General features: G+C 65.7%; 16 protein-coding genes. 3 read left to right on the top strand and 13 right to left on the bottom strand.

Going from position 1 to position 17,848, the window contains the following annotated elements; genetic code table 11:
• Window positions 1-19: 19 nt before the first annotated feature.
• A complete protein-coding gene (locus ACIGJB_RS26270; RefSeq protein WP_483734667.1) occupies window positions 20-1,564 on the bottom strand; it encodes an acetolactate synthase large subunit in 1,545 nt (514 codons plus the stop codon).
• A 35-nt stretch (window positions 1,565-1,599) separates the two neighbouring features.
• On the bottom strand, window positions 1,600-2,379 hold the full coding sequence (locus ACIGJB_RS26275; protein ID WP_483732901.1) for a GntR family transcriptional regulator: 780 nt from the start codon (window positions 2,377-2,379) through the stop codon (window positions 1,600-1,602).
• Window positions 2,380-2,764: 385 nt separating this feature from the next.
• On the opposite strand from ACIGJB_RS26275, the gene ACIGJB_RS26280 reads away from it, so the two are divergent.
• Both ACIGJB_RS26280 and ACIGJB_RS26285 read left to right on the top strand, forming a co-directional pair.
• On the top strand, window positions 2,765-4,327 hold the full coding sequence (locus ACIGJB_RS26280) for a glycosyltransferase family 39 protein (protein ID WP_483732902.1): 1,563 nt from the start codon (window positions 2,765-2,767) through the stop codon (window positions 4,325-4,327).
• Between the two features lie 196 nt (window positions 4,328-4,523).
• Window positions 4,524-5,021, top strand: a complete 498-nt coding sequence (locus ACIGJB_RS26285; protein ID WP_211947521.1) for an acyl-CoA thioesterase — start codon at window positions 4,524-4,526, stop codon at window positions 5,019-5,021.
• A 77-nt stretch (window positions 5,022-5,098) separates the two neighbouring features.
• Here ACIGJB_RS26285 and ACIGJB_RS26290 read toward each other — a convergent pair whose 3' ends face one another.
• The 9 genes from ACIGJB_RS26290 to ACIGJB_RS26330 form a co-directional block, all read right to left on the bottom strand.
• Window positions 5,099-6,517: a sensor histidine kinase gene (locus ACIGJB_RS26290; protein ID WP_483732903.1), complete on the bottom strand. Its 1,419-nt coding sequence runs from the start codon at window positions 6,515-6,517 to the stop codon at window positions 5,099-5,101.
• 196 nt (window positions 6,518-6,713) lie between these two features.
• The gene (locus tag ACIGJB_RS26295; protein ID WP_483732904.1) at window positions 6,714-6,917 is read right to left on the bottom strand and encodes a CsbD family protein; all 204 of its coding nucleotides are present in this window, start codon (window positions 6,915-6,917) and stop codon (window positions 6,714-6,716) included.
• A 69-nt stretch (window positions 6,918-6,986) separates the two neighbouring features.
• Window positions 6,987-7,568 (bottom strand): hypothetical protein, encoded by a 582-nt coding sequence (locus ACIGJB_RS26300; RefSeq protein ID WP_483732905.1) that lies wholly within the window; start codon window positions 7,566-7,568, stop codon window positions 6,987-6,989.
• Window positions 7,569-7,849: 281 nt separating this feature from the next.
• Complete coding sequence (locus tag ACIGJB_RS26305; protein ID WP_483732906.1) at window positions 7,850-10,969, bottom strand: efflux RND transporter permease subunit; 3,120 nt, start codon at window positions 10,967-10,969, stop codon at window positions 7,850-7,852.
• Window positions 10,970-10,982: 13 nt separating this feature from the next.
• Window positions 10,983-12,191, bottom strand: a complete 1,209-nt coding sequence (locus tag ACIGJB_RS26310; RefSeq protein WP_483732907.1) for an efflux RND transporter periplasmic adaptor subunit — start codon at window positions 12,189-12,191, stop codon at window positions 10,983-10,985.
• Window positions 12,175-13,443, bottom strand: a complete 1,269-nt coding sequence (locus tag ACIGJB_RS26315) for a TolC family protein (RefSeq protein WP_483732908.1) — start codon at window positions 13,441-13,443, stop codon at window positions 12,175-12,177. The genes ACIGJB_RS26310 and ACIGJB_RS26315 overlap by 17 nt, the downstream gene beginning before the upstream one ends.
• 403 nt (window positions 13,444-13,846) lie before the next feature.
• Window positions 13,847-15,004 carry an acyl-CoA dehydrogenase family protein gene (locus tag ACIGJB_RS26320; protein WP_483732909.1) on the bottom strand — a complete coding sequence of 386 codons (1,158 nt, stop codon included), beginning with the start codon at window positions 15,002-15,004 and terminating at the stop codon, window positions 13,847-13,849.
• Window positions 15,005-15,136: 132 nt separating this feature from the next.
• Window positions 15,137-15,556, bottom strand: a complete 420-nt coding sequence (locus ACIGJB_RS26325; RefSeq protein WP_483732910.1) for a DUF2442 domain-containing protein — start codon at window positions 15,554-15,556, stop codon at window positions 15,137-15,139.
• Window positions 15,543-15,791, bottom strand: coding sequence for a DUF4160 domain-containing protein (locus ACIGJB_RS26330; RefSeq protein ID WP_483732911.1), 249 nt, complete (start codon window positions 15,789-15,791; stop codon window positions 15,543-15,545). The genes ACIGJB_RS26325 and ACIGJB_RS26330 overlap by 14 nt, the downstream gene beginning before the upstream one ends.
• Window positions 15,792-15,987: 196 nt before the next feature.
• Here ACIGJB_RS26330 and ACIGJB_RS26335 point away from each other — a divergent pair, with 196 nt between their 5' ends.
• Complete coding sequence (locus tag ACIGJB_RS26335) at window positions 15,988-16,236, top strand: hypothetical protein (RefSeq protein WP_483732912.1); 249 nt, start codon at window positions 15,988-15,990, stop codon at window positions 16,234-16,236.
• Window positions 16,237-16,252: 16 nt separating this feature from the next.
• On the opposite strand, the gene ACIGJB_RS26340 is transcribed toward ACIGJB_RS26335, so the two are convergent.
• Window positions 16,253-17,119 carry a LysR family transcriptional regulator gene (locus tag ACIGJB_RS26340; protein WP_483732913.1) on the bottom strand — a complete coding sequence of 289 codons (867 nt, stop codon included), beginning with the start codon at window positions 17,117-17,119 and terminating at the stop codon, window positions 16,253-16,255.
• A gap of 210 nt (window positions 17,120-17,329) precedes the next feature.
• Window positions 17,330-17,713 carry a hypothetical protein gene (locus tag ACIGJB_RS26345; protein WP_483732914.1) on the bottom strand — a complete coding sequence of 128 codons (384 nt, stop codon included), beginning with the start codon at window positions 17,711-17,713 and terminating at the stop codon, window positions 17,330-17,332.
• Window positions 17,714-17,848: the final 135 nt, after the last annotated feature.

The following is a 17,848-nucleotide window of genomic DNA, read 5'->3' on the forward strand; positions in this document are numbered from 1 at the left end:
CTTGCAGGCACGCCGTGCCTCAGATGACCAGCTCGAGCAGGAACGGGCCCTTGCGCTGGTTGGCCATGCGGAACAGGTCGGCGAAGGTCTCCATGTCGTGCGCGCGCGCGCCCTCCACGCCCATGCCGTTGGCCATCTGCACCCAGTTCAGGTCGGGGTTGCCGATGTCGAGCATGTCGAGCGCGGTCTTGCCCGGGTTCGCCCCGACACCGGCCAGTTCGCCGAGCAGGATCGCATACTTGCGGTTCGCCAGCAGCACGACCGTGACATCGAGCTGCTCGCGCGCCATGGTCCACAACGACTGCAACGTGTACATGCCGGAGCCATCGGCCTGCAGGGCGACGACGCGGCGGCCCGGCGCGGCCACGGCGGCGCCGGTGGCAAGCGGCAAGCCCGCGCCGATGGCGCCGCCCGTGAGCTGCAGCCAGTCATGGGGCGCTGCATTCACGGTGCCCGGATAGAAGGCCCGCCCGAAGCTGACGCTCTCCTCCACGACGATGGCCTGCTCGGGCAGCAGCGCCGTCAGCGTCTTCGCCACGGCTTCCGATGTGACCGCGCCGCGCGCAATCTCCGCCGGCGCCACGGGCTTCGATTCGGGCAACACCGCGTTCCTTGCCCCGACCTCATCCGCAAGCCGGGCCAGCGCATCCGCAAGATCTTCTTCCGGACGTGCCAGCACGTGCACGACCGCATCTTCCGGATACGGGCGCGGCGACTTGCCCGGATAGGCGAAGAACGTCACGGGCGCCTGCGCACCCACCAGGATCACGTGGCGGATGCCGGCCAGCCGGTCACGGGCCACGTCGCCGGAATAGGGAATGCGATCCACCGCCAGACGCCCGCGTCCGCGCGACACGCGCGCGTTCGACATGGGCGTGATCAGCCGGGCCTGCGTGGCCGCGGCAATGCGATGCGCATCGGCGAGCGGCGCCTCGCGCAGCGCGGCGCCCGCCACCACGATCAGGGTCGGCTGCCCGGAGCGCAGCACGCGCGCGGCGTTCTGCACGGCATCCGGCGCGACCTTCGGCACGGACAACGGCGGCAGCGGCGCGGCCACTTCGCCGCCGGCATCCCAGCACACGTCAGACGGCAGGATCAGGCTGGCGACGCCGCCCGGCGCGGCGCACGCGGCTTGCACCGCCGCCGCGGCATCGGCGCCGACCGACGCGGCGCGCGTGGCCGTGCGCGTCCACACCGAAACCGGGCGGGCCCAGCCCTCGGTGTCGGCCGTGAGCGGTGCATCGAGCGGCCTGTGATACGTGGCCTGGTCGCCAATGATGTTGACCACCGGCGTCTGCGCGCGGCGCGCGTTGTGCAGGTTGGCCAGGCCGTTGGCCAGCCCCGGCCCGCAATGCAGCAGCGTGGCGGCCGGCTTGTCGGCCATGCGCGCATAGCCGTCGGCGGCACCGGTGACGACGCCTTCGAACAGCCCCAGTACGCAGCGCATGCCGGGAATGCGGTCGAGCGCCGCCACGAAATGCATCTCGCTCGTGCCGGGGTTGGCAAAGCAGGTGTCGACGCCGCTGGCCAGCAGGGTCTTGACCAGGCTTTCAGCGCCGTTCATTGCTTGGGAGGTTTCCATGGATCGGGTTCCGTGATTCAGGACGGGTTGGCATCAGGCTGGCGCCCGGAAGCGGCCAGCAGGTCGAAATCGAGGCAAACGAATTCGGTCGGGAATTCAATGCGGGCGTAGTAGACGACCACGTCATCGACGCAGGCATAGCGGCGCAGTTCTGCGACCGGCGCGCCCACGGCAAGGTCCAGCGCGACCGCGGATTCCGCCCCGGCCGCGACGATGGTCAGGCGCTGGCGGGCCACGCTGACCTGCAGGCCGGGAAAGCGGTCCAGCACCTGCACGGAGGCGCCCTGCCGGAATGCCTCCGGCTCGCGCGCAAATACCTCGGCCTCGATGTAGACCTGGCAGATGGCAAAGGGCCGCCCTTCCACGCGATGCAGGCGACGCAGGAAATGGTATTCGGCGGCATGCCTGCCGCTGCAGGGCAGGCCCAGGTCGGCGGGCAGCGCCACGTTGCCGCCGGACTCCACCAGCGCCTCGGTATCGATGGCATCGCCGATCGCGACGGCCTCGTCCCAGCTGGTGGAGAGCGAGACACGCCGCTGTGGCCGCCGACCCGCCTTGACGAAGGTGCCGCGGCCACGCGAACGCTCAAGCAGCCCTTCCTCATCGAGCATTGAGAGGGCCTGGTGCATGGTCATGCGCGCCACACCGTACTCGCGGCACAGCGCCTCCAGCGACGGGATCTGCGCGCCAGGCCCCCATGCCCCGCTTTCGATCTGGCGGCGGAAGATGGTGGCGAGCTGCAGGTAGACCGGCTGGCGGCTACGGGAAAGAAGTTCGGTCGATGGGTTGTCCGGCATGGCTGGCAGGCTGACGTGCCCGACTCAAATGACCGTCCGTGGGACCACTTCGTCCCGGACAGCATGCCCAACTCTATAAAGGTCTATAAAACTAGACTACTAGGGTTTACCGCCATTCAGTGCACCGATCATTTCCGCACTGCCTGCTGTTTGTGGTTTTGAAGCATCATGTTTTTAACGGCTAGCAGCGGGTCATTAATGTGTCAACTCGCACATTCATATTTTGTAATCATCCGTAATACCTTGAGATAATCGCTCGCCGCTGAGGTAATAGTCGATATCCCGTTCGTCAAGCCAATGCGCTCGCGAACGGTTTTGCGGGCAACCATGAGTTTCTAATTTTTTCCTGCGTTTCTCGCTCCGCGCGGGGATTTCCCGAGTAAAAGTGGAAGAATTTTCAACATATTCGCCTGCCGAAGCCGCTGCGGCGCGGCCCGCGGTTTATTCCGGTGTTTTCCAGGCATGGTCACAAGCCTTGCAGGAACTGGGCGTCAGCCGGGTCCTCGCACTGGCGGTGCTTTGCCATGTCGTTCTCTGGACACTATTGCCCAGCCTGCTGCTGAAGAATGCGTCACTCGACATCATCGAGGCGCTGGCGTGGGGGCATGAATGGCAACTCGGGTACGAAAAAGATCCCCCGCTCTGGCCGTGGGTCACCGAAGCCCTGAGCGTGTGGCCGGGCAAGAATCTGTGGGCCTGTTATCTTGCCGCGCAAGTCTGCATCGGAACGGTATTCGTCGCTGTGTGGCAGCTGGGGCGCCGCATCACGACCCAGCGCGAAGCGCTCCTCGGCGTCCTGTTGCTGGAAGGGGTCTATTACTTCAACTTCCCGACGCCGGAGTTCAACGACATTGTCCTGCAGATGCCGTTCGGCGCCCTGTTTGGCTGGCTGTTGCATCGCGCCCTGACGGATAACCGCCTGCGCGACTGGTTCCTGTGCGGGCTCGTTGCTGGCCTGGGACTTTGGGCGCGCTATTCGATGGGGGCCTATCTCGCACCCATGGCGATGTTCGTGCTCGCACACCCGCAGGCCCGCCGTCGCCTTGCCGAACCGGGTCCGTGGGTGCTCGTATTGACCGCGCTCCTGACCTTTCTTCCGCACATGGCCTGGATCGTCGATAGCGGTTTCATCTCGATCGAGTATGTTGGCAGGCGAGCCCCGGAGGTCGGCACGGGCACCTACCTGGCCAAGCTCGTTTCATTCATCGGCGCGCAGCTGGCAGCGATCATCCCGATGCTGCTTCTTGCGCTGATGCTGTGGCGCTGGCGGGCCCGGAGCGCAACGCCGGCGACCCCGCCATCGGATGCGAACAAGTTCGACCGGGCCTATCTTGTCGCGCTGGCGCTGGGACCGACCCTCTTTTCCATCAGCCTGTCGGCCATCACGCAAAGACCGCCGCGCGTCATGTGGGCGGCGCCCCTGCTGTGCTTCGTGGGGTTGCTGATTGCCACGTCGATCCGCCCGGTGTTGACCACGGCGCGGCTGCGTACCTTTGGCCGCGCATGGATCGTGGTCCTGCTGCTTCCCGCCTTGCTGTTCGCGCTGGATCAGCTCGGCCGGCCAGCCCTTGCCGGCAAGGAAAACCGCACACATTTTCCCGGGCGGCAGCTCGGCGCCGAAGTGACCGAGCGCTGGTTCGCCGAAACGGGAAAGCCGCTCCGATATGTGATTGGCGACACCTGGTACGCCGGCAATGCGGCGTTCTATTCCGACGACCGCCCGTCTGCCCTGTTCGTGCACGGCGGCTATCGCCTCAATCCGTGGATCACTCCGGAAGACCTCAGGAAGACCGGCGCCGTCCTGGTCTGGAACGCGGAGAGCGAGGGCCCCGGCATTCCGCCGATCATCGCGGAGCAATTTCCAGGGGCCGCCTTGCAGCCGGAAGTCCCGCTCCAGGGACCGGCCGAGACTCACAAGGTCGGTATCGCGATCCTTTTCCCCAGCTAGCCTGACGAGCGAAGGACGCAACGTCCTTTGCCCGGCTGCCCAGCCACGTCCGCGCGCCTGGCCGTTGTCGTGCCAGTGCAAAAGGCACCACATCCTCGCGCCAACTCCATGCGGCAAGCGGCCAGAATGCGTTATGCCCCGACCTTCCCCGGGACAGGCGCGACTGCCGCGTTGCAGTCATTTCCGGAGTCAATCCATGTTGATGCGAGACGTGATCCCCCAAGTGCTGAACCGCGGTACTGCCATGCTGACGCAGGACCTGCTGGAGACACCCCCGCAGAAGACGTTCCACCATGCCATCGATATCTATCTCAAGGATTCCAATGCCTTCATGAACACGTACTTCGCCCGCTACTTCGAATGGCAGGGCATCTGCCGCGAACGCTGGTTCCACGAATGCATCCATGACAACCTGCTGGCCACCGGCGGCGTCTTCGTGACCAAGCGCGCGCACCAGGAGTATGTCGAGGAGACGTTCCCGTTCCAGCGCGTGGACTGCTACCTGAACACGTTCCAGGTCAAGCAGTGCTCGGCCTACCTGCTGTTCCGCTTCTGCGTCGGCGGCAAGCCGGTTTCGCTGGGGTACCAGCAGATCGTCTTTGCCGACAAGGACAAGCGGATCAGCCGCTTCCCGCACGGCATCATCGAGCGCGTCAAGGAATATGAACTGGTCCTGCCGGCGCTGGCCAGCTAAGACCCGCTAAGGGATCCGTTGCCGCCGCGGCCAGCATGGCCATGGCTGCAACGCAGGCCCGGCGCCGCCGGTTGGGGTCAGCCGGCGGCGCTGGCGCGCAGGCGCCCGTCCGCCATGGGCGTGAAGCGCGGCAGACGCAGCGTGAAGGTGGTATGCGAACCAGCCACGGACTCGCACTCGATGCGCCCGCCAAACGACTCGATCGCGCGACGGCAGAAGGCCAGGCCCAGGCCGGCGCCGGTGCCATGCGCCTTGGTGGAGAAGAACGGGTCGAAGATGCGCGGCAGTACATTGGCCGGAATGCCGGAGCCGGTGTCGCGGAAGCGCACCACGTGGAAGGGGCCTTCGGCGGAGCCGACAATATCGATATGGCCGTCGCCGCGCGCGCGGATGGCATGCAGCGCATTCTTGAGCAGGTTGAACAGGACGTACACCAGCAGCGTGTCCGAGCCCACGAAGCGCCAGGCATCGTCGATGCCGCGCACCTGCACGCAGGCGCGGTCTTCGTCCTGGAACGGATAGCGCTCGAGCGCGGCGCGCACGCAGTCGCCGATCCCGTGGGGCGCAAAGGTGCTGCGGTCCAGGCGCTCGAGCGTGACCGAGGCCAGTGCCATGTCGATGACCGTGCTGGTGCCATCCACCTCGCGCGTGATCGCGCCGACCAGGCTGGACACCCGATCGAGTTGTCCCGGGCGCATGCGGTCTTCGCACAGCCCGTGTTCCACGGCGAGCCGGTAGCCCTGCAGCACCTCGGGCCACGTCCGCGCCATCTCCTGGGCCTGCATGCGGATGGAAGCGAGCGGCGTGCGCACTTCATGGGCCACCGTGGCGGCCAGCGAATAGGGGTGCATCAGGTCGTAGCGCACCACGCTGACCGCGAGAATGCCAAGGCTCAGCGCCACGAACACCACGCCAGGCGGATAGAAGGCGTAGCCGTAGTTCGCCGCGTAGTCCACGGCGGCCAGCGAGTAGAGCATCACCGCCACGAGGCACAGGTTGTAGCGCTTGCGGCGTTCCGCGGTCGCGTTCCGGCGGGCTTCGACCAGGATCCAGGCACTGCGCAGCGCCACCAGCACCGTCTGCAGCAGATGCAGCGGATGCAGCGCCCCGGCCTTCGGGTATTCACCGAAGAAGTACGTGTAATAGCCCGCCACCACCAGGTCGCTGGACAGCAGCAGCACGGCCAGCAACAGGCTCATGCCATACGATGCAAGCAGGATCGGCCGCTCCTGGCGCCGCTCCGTCACCTCGGCGATGAAGTGGTAGTACGTGGTCGGCAGGAACAGGATGAAGAGGTAGCCAAGCCGCGCGAGCAACGTGGCCACGTCGGGGTGCTCGGCCTGGAACAGGAACACCCAGGTTCCCTGCCAGGCAAAGGTAGTCACGCACAACAGGAAGAACGACGCCGACACGCGCGTGACGCCCTTGGTCACCAGCACATAGAGGCCGTAACCGAGAAAGATGGACGAGACGAATGCGGGCAGGACGGCGTACATGCGTGGCGCGATGAGGGGGTGTTCCCGAAGCAACGTGACATGTTAAGTCGAGCATGCTTGCGGCGTGCATCATTTGATTGCATTCAGAGCTAACTTGCGCTTAACGCATCCCCTACCACCCGGGGGTTCCCAAAACGGAGCGCGGCGGCCGGACGCTCTCGCATCCGGCCGCCGCAGTGGTCAGAAGGGACGACGCCTACCAGCGTGCGTCGTTTTCCCAGGTCTTCATCTCTTCTTCGGCACGTTCCTTGGTGTAGCCATAGCGCTCCTGGATACGGCCGGCGAGCTGGTCACGCTTGCCGTTGATCTGCGTGATGTCGTCATCCGTGAGCTTGCCCCACTTTTCCTTGATCTTGCCCTTGGCCTGGTTCCAATTGCCTTCGATCTGATCCCAGTTCATGTGGTGCTCCTTGTGTTCGTCGATGTTCCGCGATGGTGGCGGCGAGTGCTGGCGTCTGTGCCGGGCGCCTTAGCGGCCGTACTTGGCCTTCACATCGGCCACGCACTTGTCCTTGCTGTCGCCGGTCATGGCGTCGCAACGCTCCTTGTCAGCCTTGTAAGCGGCATCTGTGGTGTCCTTGCGGGCATCGCGGCGAGCCTCGGCGACGTCGGTGCGCGTACCGGTGACGGCGGCCTTTTCTACTTTGGCTTCACCCAGGGCCTTTTCGTGGGCAGTCTTGGCGTCCTTCTTGCACACGTCCTTGTCGTTGCCGGACTTGTCATCGCACATTTCCTTGGCCACGTCATAGTCGCGGTCGGCCTTGGTCTTCAGGGCCTTGACGCGTGCCTTTTCCGTGCCGTCGCGCCTGGCCTCGGCATCGGCCTTGGCCACGTCATGGTCGCGCTTGGCCTCGGCCTTGCACACGTCCTTGGCGTTGCCGCTCATGCCGTCGCACTTGCCCTTGGCTGCCTTGTAATTGTCGTCGGCCTGCTTGACGGCCGTGTCGTAGTCGGCCTTTGACCCGGCTGGATGGGTCTGGGCCAGGACATAGCCTGCCGGGACGGCAAGCATCATCGAACACACTGCAGCTGACAGCCATTTCTTCATCATGTCGGGCTCCTTCCACGTGAATGATTGGCGGGATTGCCGTCGCAGCTGACAGCCGTTTACCTCCGGCCACCTGCTGCATGTGTTCAGCGTAGGTTTTGGGCCGGGGGTCCTGCAGAAGTGCAGTTCCGAAAGGGACGTCAGAGGATTCCGACAGGAGAACGGCCGCGCGGGGGAGTGGCAGGCAATTGCAGGCGCTCGGGACAGGGACTTCGGCGGCGCGGCATGGCATTGCCATGCCCTGTAAGCAGAAAGCCCGTCCTGGGGGGACGGGCTTTCTGACATCAGGAGGACAGCGAATCGGTCAGCCGGTTGTTCGGCTCCTCGTCTTCCTCGTCCGGCCAGTTGCGGCCGACCATCCACTCGTACAGCGTAGGCAGCACGATCAGCGTCAGCATGGTGGCGGTGATCAGGCCGCCGATGATGACAATGGCGAGCGGGCGCTGGGTTTCCGAGCCGATGGCGCGCGAGATCGCCATCGGGAACAGGCCCAGCATGGCCAGCAGCGCCGTCATCAGCACCGTGCGCAGCCGGTCCATGGAACCGGTCAGCACGGCCTGGCGCACCGGCATGCCTTCGTCGCGCAGCTGGTTGAAGTACGTCACCATCACCACGCCGTTCAGCACGGCCTGCCCGAACAGGGCGATGAAACCGATCGCCGCCGACACCGACAGCGGAATGCCGGTCAGGAACAGCGCGAACACGCCGCCGATCAGCGCGAAAGGGATGTTCGAGATGATCAGCGTGGCGCTCTTGAACGACTTGAACGCATTGAACAGCAGCAGGAAGATCACCAGCACCGACAGCGGCACCACGATCGACAGCCGTGCCATGGCGCGCTCCTGGTTCTCGAACTCGCCCGACCAGCTGATCTTGACGTCGTCCGCCTTCACGTTCTTCGCCACCAGCGCCTGCATGTCCTTCACCACGCTGCCCATGTCGCGGTCGTGGATGAAGATGCCGATCGAGGTCGTGCGCTGGCCATTTTCGCGGCTGATGTTCATCGCGCCCGAAGCGGCCCGGAAGGTCACCAGTTGCGACAGCGGCACCTGCGCGCCATCGGCGGTCTGCATGAAGATGTTCGGCAGGTTCGGCAGCTCGCGCTCGGACGGCTTCAGGCGCACGGCGACGCTGAAGTGCTTTTCACCCTCCCACAACTCCGTGGCAGCCTTGCCGGCCAGCGCGGTTTCCATCAGGTCCTGCACATCGGCCACGTTGATGCCATAGCGCGCGGCCTGGGCGCGGTCGAACTCGAGCACGTACTGCGGCAGCTCGCCGTCACGGTCGATAAAGGCGCGCATCACGCCCTTGACCGACTGCACGTTGGCCAGGATCTGGTCGGCGACCTGCTTGTTGTGCACAAGGCTGTCGCTCTGCACCTTGATGACGATCTGGCCCTTGATCTGCGAGATCGACTCCAGGATGTTGTCGCGCACCGGCTGCGAGAAGTTGGGCTCGATGCCGGGCAGCTGGCGCAGGTTGTGGTTGATCTCCTCGATGATCTTGCGCTTGTCGTAGCCGGCGCGCCATTGCTTGTCGTTCTTCAGGTCGACCAGGATTTCGACGGTGTTGATCAGCTTCGGATCGGTGCCGTCGTCGGGACGGCCCACCTTGGAAATCGCGGTGTTGACTTCCGGCGTCTTGCGGATCACGTTGCGCAGCTTCTGCGCCTGGTCGCGGGCCTCGTCGATCGAGACCGAGGCCGGCAGGTCGAAGCTGACCCACATCGAGCCTTCGTCGAGTTCGGGCAGGAATTCGCTGCCCAGGAACTTGCCCACGCCCACGGTCGCCACCAGCAGGCCCAGCGCCACGCCGATCACCATCTTCTTGTGGTCGAGCGCCCACGCGAGCATCGGTTCGTACAGCCGCTTGCAGTGGCGCACCACGAAGTTGTCGTCGTGCGCGATGTTCTTCTTCAGCAGCAGGTGGCACAGCAGCGGCACCAGCGTCAGCGAGATGATCAGCGAGCCGATCAGCGCGCCCGTCACGGTATAGGCCATCGGCGCGAAGATCTTCCCTTCGTGCCGCTGCAGCGTGAAGATGGGGATGTGCGCGGCGATGATGATCACCATCGAGAACACGGTCGGCCGGCCCACTTCCGTGGTGGCCTGCAGGATTGCGTAGAGCCGCGCCTTGCTGTCCTGGATCTGCTGTTCCTTGAGCTCGCCGAGGCGCTTGAAGATGTTCTCGACCACGATCACCGCGCCGTCGACGATGATACCGAAGTCCATCGCGCCCAATGACAGCAGGTTGGCCGGAATGCCGACCCAGGTCAGCCCGATGAAGGTCGACAGCAGCGCCAGCGGAATCACCAGCGCCACGATGGCGGCCGCGCGCACGTTGGCCAGGAACAGGTAGAGCACCGCCATCACCAGCAGCGCGCCCTCCACTAGGTTGCCGAACACTGTGTGCAGCGTCTTGTCGATCAGCGTGGAGCGATCGTAGTACGGCACGATCTTCACGCCCTTGGGCAGGATCTGGTCGTCGAGCAGCTCGATCTTCTTCTTGAGCGCGTCGAGCACCAGCGACGGGTTCTCGCCCTTGCGCATCACCACGATGCCCGAGACGATGTCGTTCTCGTCGTCCTGGCCCATCAGGCCTTGCGGCGGCGCCGAGCCGATCTTCACGTCGGCAATGTCCTTGACCAGGATCGGCGTGCCGTTGTTCTCGGCCACCACCACGTTGGCGATGTCCGCCGAGGTCCGGAAGCTGCCCAGCGAGCGCAGCAGGAACTGCTGGCGCCCGTGCGCCACCGCCCCGCCGCCGGCGTTGGAGTTGGCGCGCTGCAGCGCGGTGAACAGCTGCGACAGCGAGATCTTGGCGTCGCGCATGCGCGCCAGGTTCGGGTTCACCTCATACTGCTTGATGGTGCCGCCGATGGTGACGAGGTCGGCCACGCCGGGCACCTGGCGCAGGTTCTTCTCGACCACCCAGTCCTGCAGCGTGCGCAACTCCTGTGGCGTATAGCCCTTGCCGGTCAGGCGGAAACGGTAGATCTCGCCGATCGCCGTGGACAGCGGCGCCAGGTCCGGATGCACGCCGTCGGGCAGGTCCACGCCGCGCAGGCGCTCCAGGATCTGCTGGCGCGCGGTCACGTCGGTGGCCTTGTCGTTGAAGGTCACCATCATGAACGACAGGCCGAACTGCGTGTGCGAGAACACGCGCACCGAGTTGGGCGTGCCCGCCATGGCGGTTTCGATCGGGATGGTCACCTGGCGCTCCACTTCTTCCGCGGCGCGGCCGGGGTAGAGCGTGATGATGTTGACCTGGATGTCGGATACATCCGGGAATGCCTCGATCGGCAGGTTCTTGAACGCGGCCAGGCCGCCGCCCACGAAGATCAGCAGGCCCAGCCAGACGAACAGCTTCTGGTGCAGGGCAAAATTGACGATACGCGAAATCATCTGGCGGCCGTCCTTATTGCTTGGCCGCAGCGCGCGCCTTGTTGACGGCGGTGGCGTCGCGCAGGATGTCCTGCAGGTACAGGTTGCCCTCGGTCACCACGGTCTCGCCGTCCTTGATGCCATCGACCACTTCGGTAACGCCGGGCAACGACACGCCCAGCTTCACCGGTCGGCGCACAAAGGTGTTGGGCGCCGTGCGCACGAACACATAGTTGTGGTTGTCGGCCAGGAACACAGCCTTGGACGGCACGGCGATGCCCTGGAACGAAGCGGCCTGCAGCCGCGCCGTCACGAACATCTCGGCCTTGAGCCGGCGGTCGGCGTTGGGCACGGCCAGGCGCACCTTGATGCTGCGCGAAGTCGGGTCGACATAGTCGGCGATCTTCACCACGGTGCCGGGGAAGGTTTCGCCCGGATAGGCGGCGGAGAGCAGCTGCACGGTTACGCCGGGCTTGAACAGGCCGAGGTCGGCCTCGCCGGCATCGACCTGTGCCCACAGCGTGGTCGGGTCGGTCACCAGGAACAGCGGCGCGGCAGGCGGCTGGTCAGGGCGCAGTTCCATGCCGGGATTGATGTTGCGTTCCACCACCAGGCCGTCGATCGGACTGCGCAGGGAGAAGCGGTTGGCGCCGTCATTGGCCGCGCCGCCGTACTGCCGCAAAGCGGCTTGTGTGCGCTGCAGGTCGGCGGCCGAACGCGCGGCGTCGGCCTGGGCCTGCTCCAGATCCTTCTGGGCGATCACGCCGGCTTCATACAGTTCGCGCTGGCGCGACAGTGCCTTGGCCGCAACCGAATTGTCGGCGGCGGCCTTGCGCGCATCGGCCTGTGCCACGCCGAAGTCCGACGAGGTCAGGTTGGCCAGCGGCTGGCCGGCCTTTACCGTGGTACCCGGCTGCACCAGGATTTCCGTTACGCGGCCGGCAAACGGCGTGGACACGCGCACGGTCTTGTCCTCGTTCCACCCCAGGCGGCCCGGCAGGGTCAGCATGCGCTGGCCGCCGGTGCGGGCGGCTTCGCCGGAGATGCCGGGCAACACCTTCACGCTGGCCGGGAACTGGACGGTCTCGCCAGTCACCTTGGGCTCGTCATCGGCCTTGGGCGCTTCGGCCTTGCCGCACGCGGCCAGCGCAAGCGCGCACAGGGACAAGGCGGCCACGCGCGCGGGCATGCCGGCACGGGAAACGCGAAACACTTCGGACAGCAGATTAGGGACGCGGCGCATCGGTACGGACCTGGGAATTCGGGATGGAGCTGACGGGAGTAGTAGTGGACTGCAACGCCGCGCGGTAGGCCGACAAGGCCTTGGCGTAGTCGCCCTGTGCATTGGTGGCGTCGAGCCGGGTCTGGCGCAGCGCGCGGCGCGCATCGAGCAGGTCGAGCACGCCGGTTGCGCCCTTGGTATAGGCAAACTCGGCGCCTCCCGCGACCGATTCGGCCGCGGGCACGACCGATTCACGCATCTGCCTGAGCGACAGGCGCGAGGCTTCGAGCTGGTTGCGCAAGCGCTCGACCTCGTTCTGGGCCTCGAGCAGCACGCGGTTGCGGTCGTCGAGTGCAGCGTAGTAGTCGACCTCGGCGCGGCGCGCTTCGCCGCCGTTGCTATGGCGCACGAACAGCGGAATCGAGACAAAGACGCCGTAGCTATTGCCGCTGCCGTTCATATTGGCCTCGGAAGTCGGCCAGTGCTCGTACTGCGCGCCCACGGTCACGTCGGGCACGCGGCCGGCGCGGGCCAGGTCGCGCGCCGACGCGGCGGCGGCCAGCCGGGCCTCGGCCGCGGTCACGTCCGGGCGGCGCTGCGCGATATCGGGATCGACGGGCGGCGTCGGCTCGTCGAGCGATGGCCAGTCCGGCACCAGGCGGTTGTCGGCCAGCGTGCCCGGCACGCCCATGGCCTGCGCCAGCTGTGCCTTGTCGCGCATATGGTCGGCCATGGCCTGCCGCATATCGTTCTGCGCGCGCAGGTTGTCGAGCTGGAGCTTGGTCACGTCGGCGCGCGAGACGTCGCCGGCTTTCAGGCGGGTCTCATTGGCCTGTTGCGTGCGGGTATAGAGCGCCACGGTCTCGGTCAGCACCTGGACACGTTCCTGGCTGACCACGGCATCGTAGAACGCCTGCTCTACTGCGCCGGTCTGCTGCGCGACCACGGCCTGCACGGCCTCGCCGGCCGCCACGCTCGCCTTTTGCGCGGCATCCTTGCGCAGGTTGCCCTTGTTGGCGGTTTCAACCAGCTGGTCGATGCGGAAGGTCGAGTCGACGGTCTTGCTGCGGAGGTTGCCCGAGCCGACACCGGCGTGCGGGTTGATATTCTGCACGCCCACGCTCAGCACGGGATTCGGCCGCTGCGACGCAATCTGGATGTCCGCCTGGCTCGCTTCCTCGCCGCGGCGCGCCGCAATGATGTCGCGATTGCAGCGCAATGCGTCCTGGCGCGCCTGGGCCAGCGTCAGGCTGGCCTTGGGCGGTGGCGGCATGCAGGGCCCGTCGGGCGGAAGCGGCTGGCTGGCAGCCCGGGCCAGCGGGGCCGTCAGGCCGGCCACGGCTGCCAGGATGGCGGCGGCAGCAGCTCTTGAAGCAGGAAAAGGCACGATTCGGTCTGGCTCGTTCGACAACAGTCAAAGGTAAACGACCGTGCCCGCCAATTGGTGCACCGAACTGACGATATTTCGCCACCTGGCGCGTCCCGGCAGCGTGTTTTTCCGCCGTCTCCGGTACCGCACACGATCCCAGCCCGCATTCAACCCGAATCGGATTACAAAGCGCTTTCATCCTGACAAAAAAAGCGCTAACTGCGGCGAAAACACCAAATGAAGGGAAAACCCCACTACCCCGAAATGCGAAATGCACCACTTGGGTGCATTTCATTCCAGTGGTGCCTCAGCCCTTGACCCGCTCGTCCAGGCCGAGGCTCCTGCCGATGATTTCCTTCATGATTTCGCTGCTGCCGGCATAGATCCGCGAGATGCGCGCGTCGGTGTACATGCGGCAGATGCGGTACTCCTCCATGTAGCCGGCGCCGCCATGGAATTGCACGCCCTCGTCCACGACGCGGCCTTGCAACTCGGAGGTCAGCAATTTGGCCGACGCCGCGGTCTCGACGGTCAGCGTTCCGGCATTGTGCTGCAGCACGCACTGGTCGACAAAGGTCTGCAGGGCGTCGAGCTGGGCACGCAGCGTCGCCAGCCGGAAGCGCGAATCCTGGAACGTGCCGATGGCCCGGCCAAACGCCTTGCGCTCCTTCACGTAGTCCAGCGTGATGTCGAACGCCACCTGCGCCGACGCCATATAGCCACAGGCGCCGATCAGCCGCTCCTCGGCCAGGTGGCGTGTCAGGTAGCGGAAGCCCTGGCCGGGCTCGCCCAGCACGTTGGCCTTCGGCACCTTGACGTTGTCGAAGAAGAGTTCGGAGGTGTCCTGCGAATGCAGGCCCATCTTGCGCAGCTTGCGCCCGCGCTCGAAGCCGGGCATGTCGCGCTCGACGATGAACAGGCCCAGCCCGTGGCTGCGTTCCGGGTCGGTACGCGCCACCACCACCACGTAGTCGGCAAGCTGGCCGTTCGAGATATAGGTCTTGGCGCCATTGAGCAGCCAGTGGTCGCCCTTGTCCTCCGCACGGGTACGGATACCTGCGAGGTCCGAACCCGTCTGCGGCTCGGTCATGGCAATGGCGAAGATCTTTTCGCCGCGAGCCGCGGCCGGCAGGAAGCGCTGGCGCTGCTCCTCGTTGCCGATGCGCCCGACGTAAGGTGCCACCAGCCGGGAATGCAGCGTCCCGAAGAAACCCGTATCGCCGTGGCGCGCGTTCTCTTCGATCAGGATCTGCTCGTAACGGAAATCCTCCACGCCGGCGCCGCCGTATTGCTCGTCCGCCCACATCAGCAGATAGCCCTGTTCGCCGGCCTTGCGGAACACGTCGCGGTCCACGCAGCCCTGCTCGCGCCAGCGCTCGCCGTGCGGACCGACTTCGCGCTGGTAGAAACGGCGCGCGGACTCGCGGAAGCTCTCGTGTTCGGCGTCGAAGATGAGGCGTTGCATGGGGTTGTCTCCTTTCTCGATGTTCTGCTGACGGAATCGAACCAGTGTCGGCCTTGCGGCCGGCGTCAGGTTCGTCGGAAAGGATGATTTTTCGCGCGCCGGGGCGCGGGCGCGGACCGATGCCGAAGACCGCTAGGCTTGCGCGGCCACCTTGCGCGGGCGGCCGCCCAACCGGCCATTGCGCCTGGCGGCAGCCGCCTTTTCGGCGCTGGCACTGGCGCCGCCGCGCCGGCCCATATCCGCCGCCATCCACCGCCGCGAGCCAAGGAATCCCTCGAGCAAGGCTGGCAGGTACAGGTCGGCATCGAGCCGCGGGAAATGGATGCCCAGGCCGGAAGGACTGATCTGCGCATCGGCGAGATCGGCGGGCCGCGCATGCTCCAGACCCTGCACCGCCGCGGGTGGAAAGGCCAGTTCCAGGCCCGAGGACAGGCCAATCACCACGCGCCCCACGCGCCGGTCATAACGCACGGAGAGTACCGCCGGATTCGCGGCCTTTTGTTCAGCGCCGCGTGCGTTCGCTGCGGCGATCTCAGCATCAGTAAGGACCATGGATGATTCTCCATTCCGTGCACAAGTCAGTCAGTCGGGCGCTCAATCCCGCGATGATCCGCATCAGGTCTCGGGCGCCAAAGTCGTAGTTCTCTCGCAGCTCCGGCGGGCCGGACGGGCAATGCAAGCGGAACACGGCCTCGCATCCTTTTCCAATGACGTGGGCATGCGCGGGCCGATGATCGTTCGGATAGATGACCACGCGCAGATCGAAAAGCAAAAAGACAGTCGGCATTCGATTGTAGCAAACCTAAACAGGTTGGGTTATTGAATCGATGCCCGATCGTATGGCGATGCGCCTGATGCCGCCATGAGACAACGGCGCATTCAATGCAACATTATTGATATGAACGAGAGATAACTTTCATTAATCAATCCGCGCGCCGGCGCCGATACTGAATGCATACAAAACATCGACTGGGGAGCGGGAAATGGAAGTTGCTTTGTGGATTGCCGGGGCACTCGCCCTGATGGCGCTAGGCGCGACCGTGACCTACCTGATCGGGATGGCCGTGCCGGAACCGGTATTCGAACGCGCCCAGCAGCATGGCCGCTACGCCGGGCTTGGCGCCGCGAAAGACGGGCGCCGGGGCGGCGGCCGGCGTATCCGCAAGATGCGCCGGCTGCGCATCCTGCCCGCCGCACACCCAGCTCTTCGCCTGGCGCCGGTGCGCGCCTGAGCGCTTCCGGCCGCTTTCAAGACAGAGGAAAATCCCAGCGCTGCGACCAGTCCGATTCTTCACGCACGATATCGTGAAGAATCCGGACCGCGTCATCCAGGGCCTGGTGTCCCGCTGATTCGGCGTGGACCAGGAACACCGGATACGAGAATTCCGACGCGTCCTCCACGCGTTCCAGCAACCCGTTGTCCAGGTAGCTCTGCACGACCCGCGTCCGGAAGTACCCGCTGCCGCCGACTTGCAGGATGTACTGCAGCGCCAGCGGACCGAGGTTGAAGTACAGCGACGATCTCGCGTAGCCGGGCAGCGCACTGTCGTGCTGCCGGCGGAATTCCGGCCCCCAGTCGACATACACATAGGATCCGGCGCGCTGCGTGGATCGGATCAGGATCAGCTTTTCCTCCATCAGCTGTTCCACGTGCATGCCGGCGGCGTACTCGGGCTGGTAGACCAGCGCGGCGTCCAGCGTGCCCGACTGCAGCTTGCGCTGCAGTTCCGTGCCATCGCCCACTTCGGCGCGCACCGCATGGTCGGGCATCAGCTCGCGCAGGCGCGTGGCCCACAGCAGCACCAGCGGATTGCCCAGGCTGATCTCCGCGCCGAACGTCAGCATGCTGCCCAGCCCCGCGGGCAGCGGCAGGTCACGGCACGCCGCTTCCCACGTCTGCACGAGCTGGCTGGCATAACCCAGGAAGCGCTGGCCATCGGCGGTCAGCCTGGCACCGGCCTTGTTGCGGTCGAACAGCCTGCTGTTGAGTTGCGATTCCAGGCTCTTGATGCGCGCCGTGACAGCGGTCTGCGTCACATGCAGCTTGTCGGCGGCCGCAAGCAGGCTGCCGGTCCTGACCACCTGGAGGAAAGTGCGGGCAAGTTCGATATCCATGCGAAGCGAAGCGGGCCGGGCAGTTGGAAGGGAGTGCGCCGCACCGCGGCGTGGGGCTGCTGACAAAGTAAGAATACCGAGGGTTGTCTCCTCTCTCCCATTTATGGGAGAGGGGCGCAAACAGGTTGACATCTCGACTTTGTCAGCAATCTGGCGCCGCACCGCGGCGTGGCCAACCTTACCATGCTCCCGGCGCGCCGCGCGCGCCGCTTACCTCGTTGGCACGGCAGGCGCAGGCGCAGGCGCAGGCATGACCGCCGGCATAGCGCGGGCCTGGCCGATCGGCAATGGCGATGGCGCTACGGGCGTCTCGGCCCGCGTCATGGCGGCGCGCGCCGGACGCACCGGCGCCATGCCTTCGACCGGAGGCAAGGCCTGTCCGTTGTCGTAGCCAGTGGCCACGGACTCCAGGTACCCCTGCGGAAACTTCTGTTCCGGCGTGACGGCCGATGGCGTGGGCAACGTGCCCTGTGCCAGCGCCACGCTGTTGGCGCAAAGCCCCAGCACGCGCAGCAGGATCATGGCGCGCCTTGCGCGGCGCAGTACGGTACGGGCGCCCGGCGGCTCGCCTCGGGCTTCGGAAGGGGTCGGCATCACGGTTCTCCAGGGGGGAGCCATCGCTCCGGTTGGGACATCGAGCACGGGGACCGCGCTCGACGCTCAATCCGCAATGACCATGCCACGCACCGGAACACCCGCGCGGCTTGCATTGCGCCACTTGCCCGAGCC

The organism is Cupriavidus sp. C2SS-8b, assembly GCF_057073745.1.

What these genes read in the sequence shown, in the direction of transcription:
- ACIGJB_RS26340 (WP_483732913.1), bottom strand. Translation starts at nt 17,119, where the DNA reads ATGGATATCGAACTTGCCCGCACTTTCCTCCAGGTGGTCAGGACCGGC.
- ACIGJB_RS26305 (WP_483732906.1), bottom strand. Translation starts at nt 10,969, where the DNA reads ATGATTTCGCGTATCGTCAATTTTGCCCTGCACCAGAAGCTGTTCGTC.
- ACIGJB_RS26330 (WP_483732911.1), bottom strand. Translation starts at nt 15,791, where the DNA reads ATGCCGACTGTCTTTTTGCTTTTCGATCTGCGCGTGGTCATCTATCCG.
- ACIGJB_RS26310 (WP_483732907.1), bottom strand. Translation starts at nt 12,191, where the DNA reads ATGCGCCGCGTCCCTAATCTGCTGTCCGAAGTGTTTCGCGTTTCCCGT.
- ACIGJB_RS26295 (WP_483732904.1), bottom strand. Translation starts at nt 6,917, where the DNA reads ATGAACTGGGATCAGATCGAAGGCAATTGGAACCAGGCCAAGGGCAAG.
- ACIGJB_RS26285 (WP_211947521.1), top strand. Translation starts at nt 4,524, where the DNA reads ATGTTGATGCGAGACGTGATCCCCCAAGTGCTGAACCGCGGTACTGCC.
- ACIGJB_RS26290 (WP_483732903.1), bottom strand. Translation starts at nt 6,517, where the DNA reads ATGTACGCCGTCCTGCCCGCATTCGTCTCGTCCATCTTTCTCGGTTAC.
- ACIGJB_RS26270 (WP_483734667.1), bottom strand. Translation starts at nt 1,564, where the DNA reads ATGAACGGCGCTGAAAGCCTGGTCAAGACCCTGCTGGCCAGCGGCGTC.
- ACIGJB_RS26315 (WP_483732908.1), bottom strand. Translation starts at nt 13,443, where the DNA reads ATGCCGCCACCGCCCAAGGCCAGCCTGACGCTGGCCCAGGCGCGCCAG.
- ACIGJB_RS26300 (WP_483732905.1), bottom strand. Translation starts at nt 7,568, where the DNA reads ATGATGAAGAAATGGCTGTCAGCTGCAGTGTGTTCGATGATGCTTGCC.
- ACIGJB_RS26335 (WP_483732912.1), top strand. Translation starts at nt 15,988, where the DNA reads ATGGAAGTTGCTTTGTGGATTGCCGGGGCACTCGCCCTGATGGCGCTA.
- ACIGJB_RS26275 (WP_483732901.1), bottom strand. Translation starts at nt 2,379, where the DNA reads ATGCCGGACAACCCATCGACCGAACTTCTTTCCCGTAGCCGCCAGCCG.
- ACIGJB_RS26325 (WP_483732910.1), bottom strand. Translation starts at nt 15,556, where the DNA reads ATGGTCCTTACTGATGCTGAGATCGCCGCAGCGAACGCACGCGGCGCT.
- ACIGJB_RS26345 (WP_483732914.1), bottom strand. Translation starts at nt 17,713, where the DNA reads ATGCCGACCCCTTCCGAAGCCCGAGGCGAGCCGCCGGGCGCCCGTACC.
- ACIGJB_RS26320 (WP_483732909.1), bottom strand. Translation starts at nt 15,004, where the DNA reads ATGCAACGCCTCATCTTCGACGCCGAACACGAGAGCTTCCGCGAGTCC.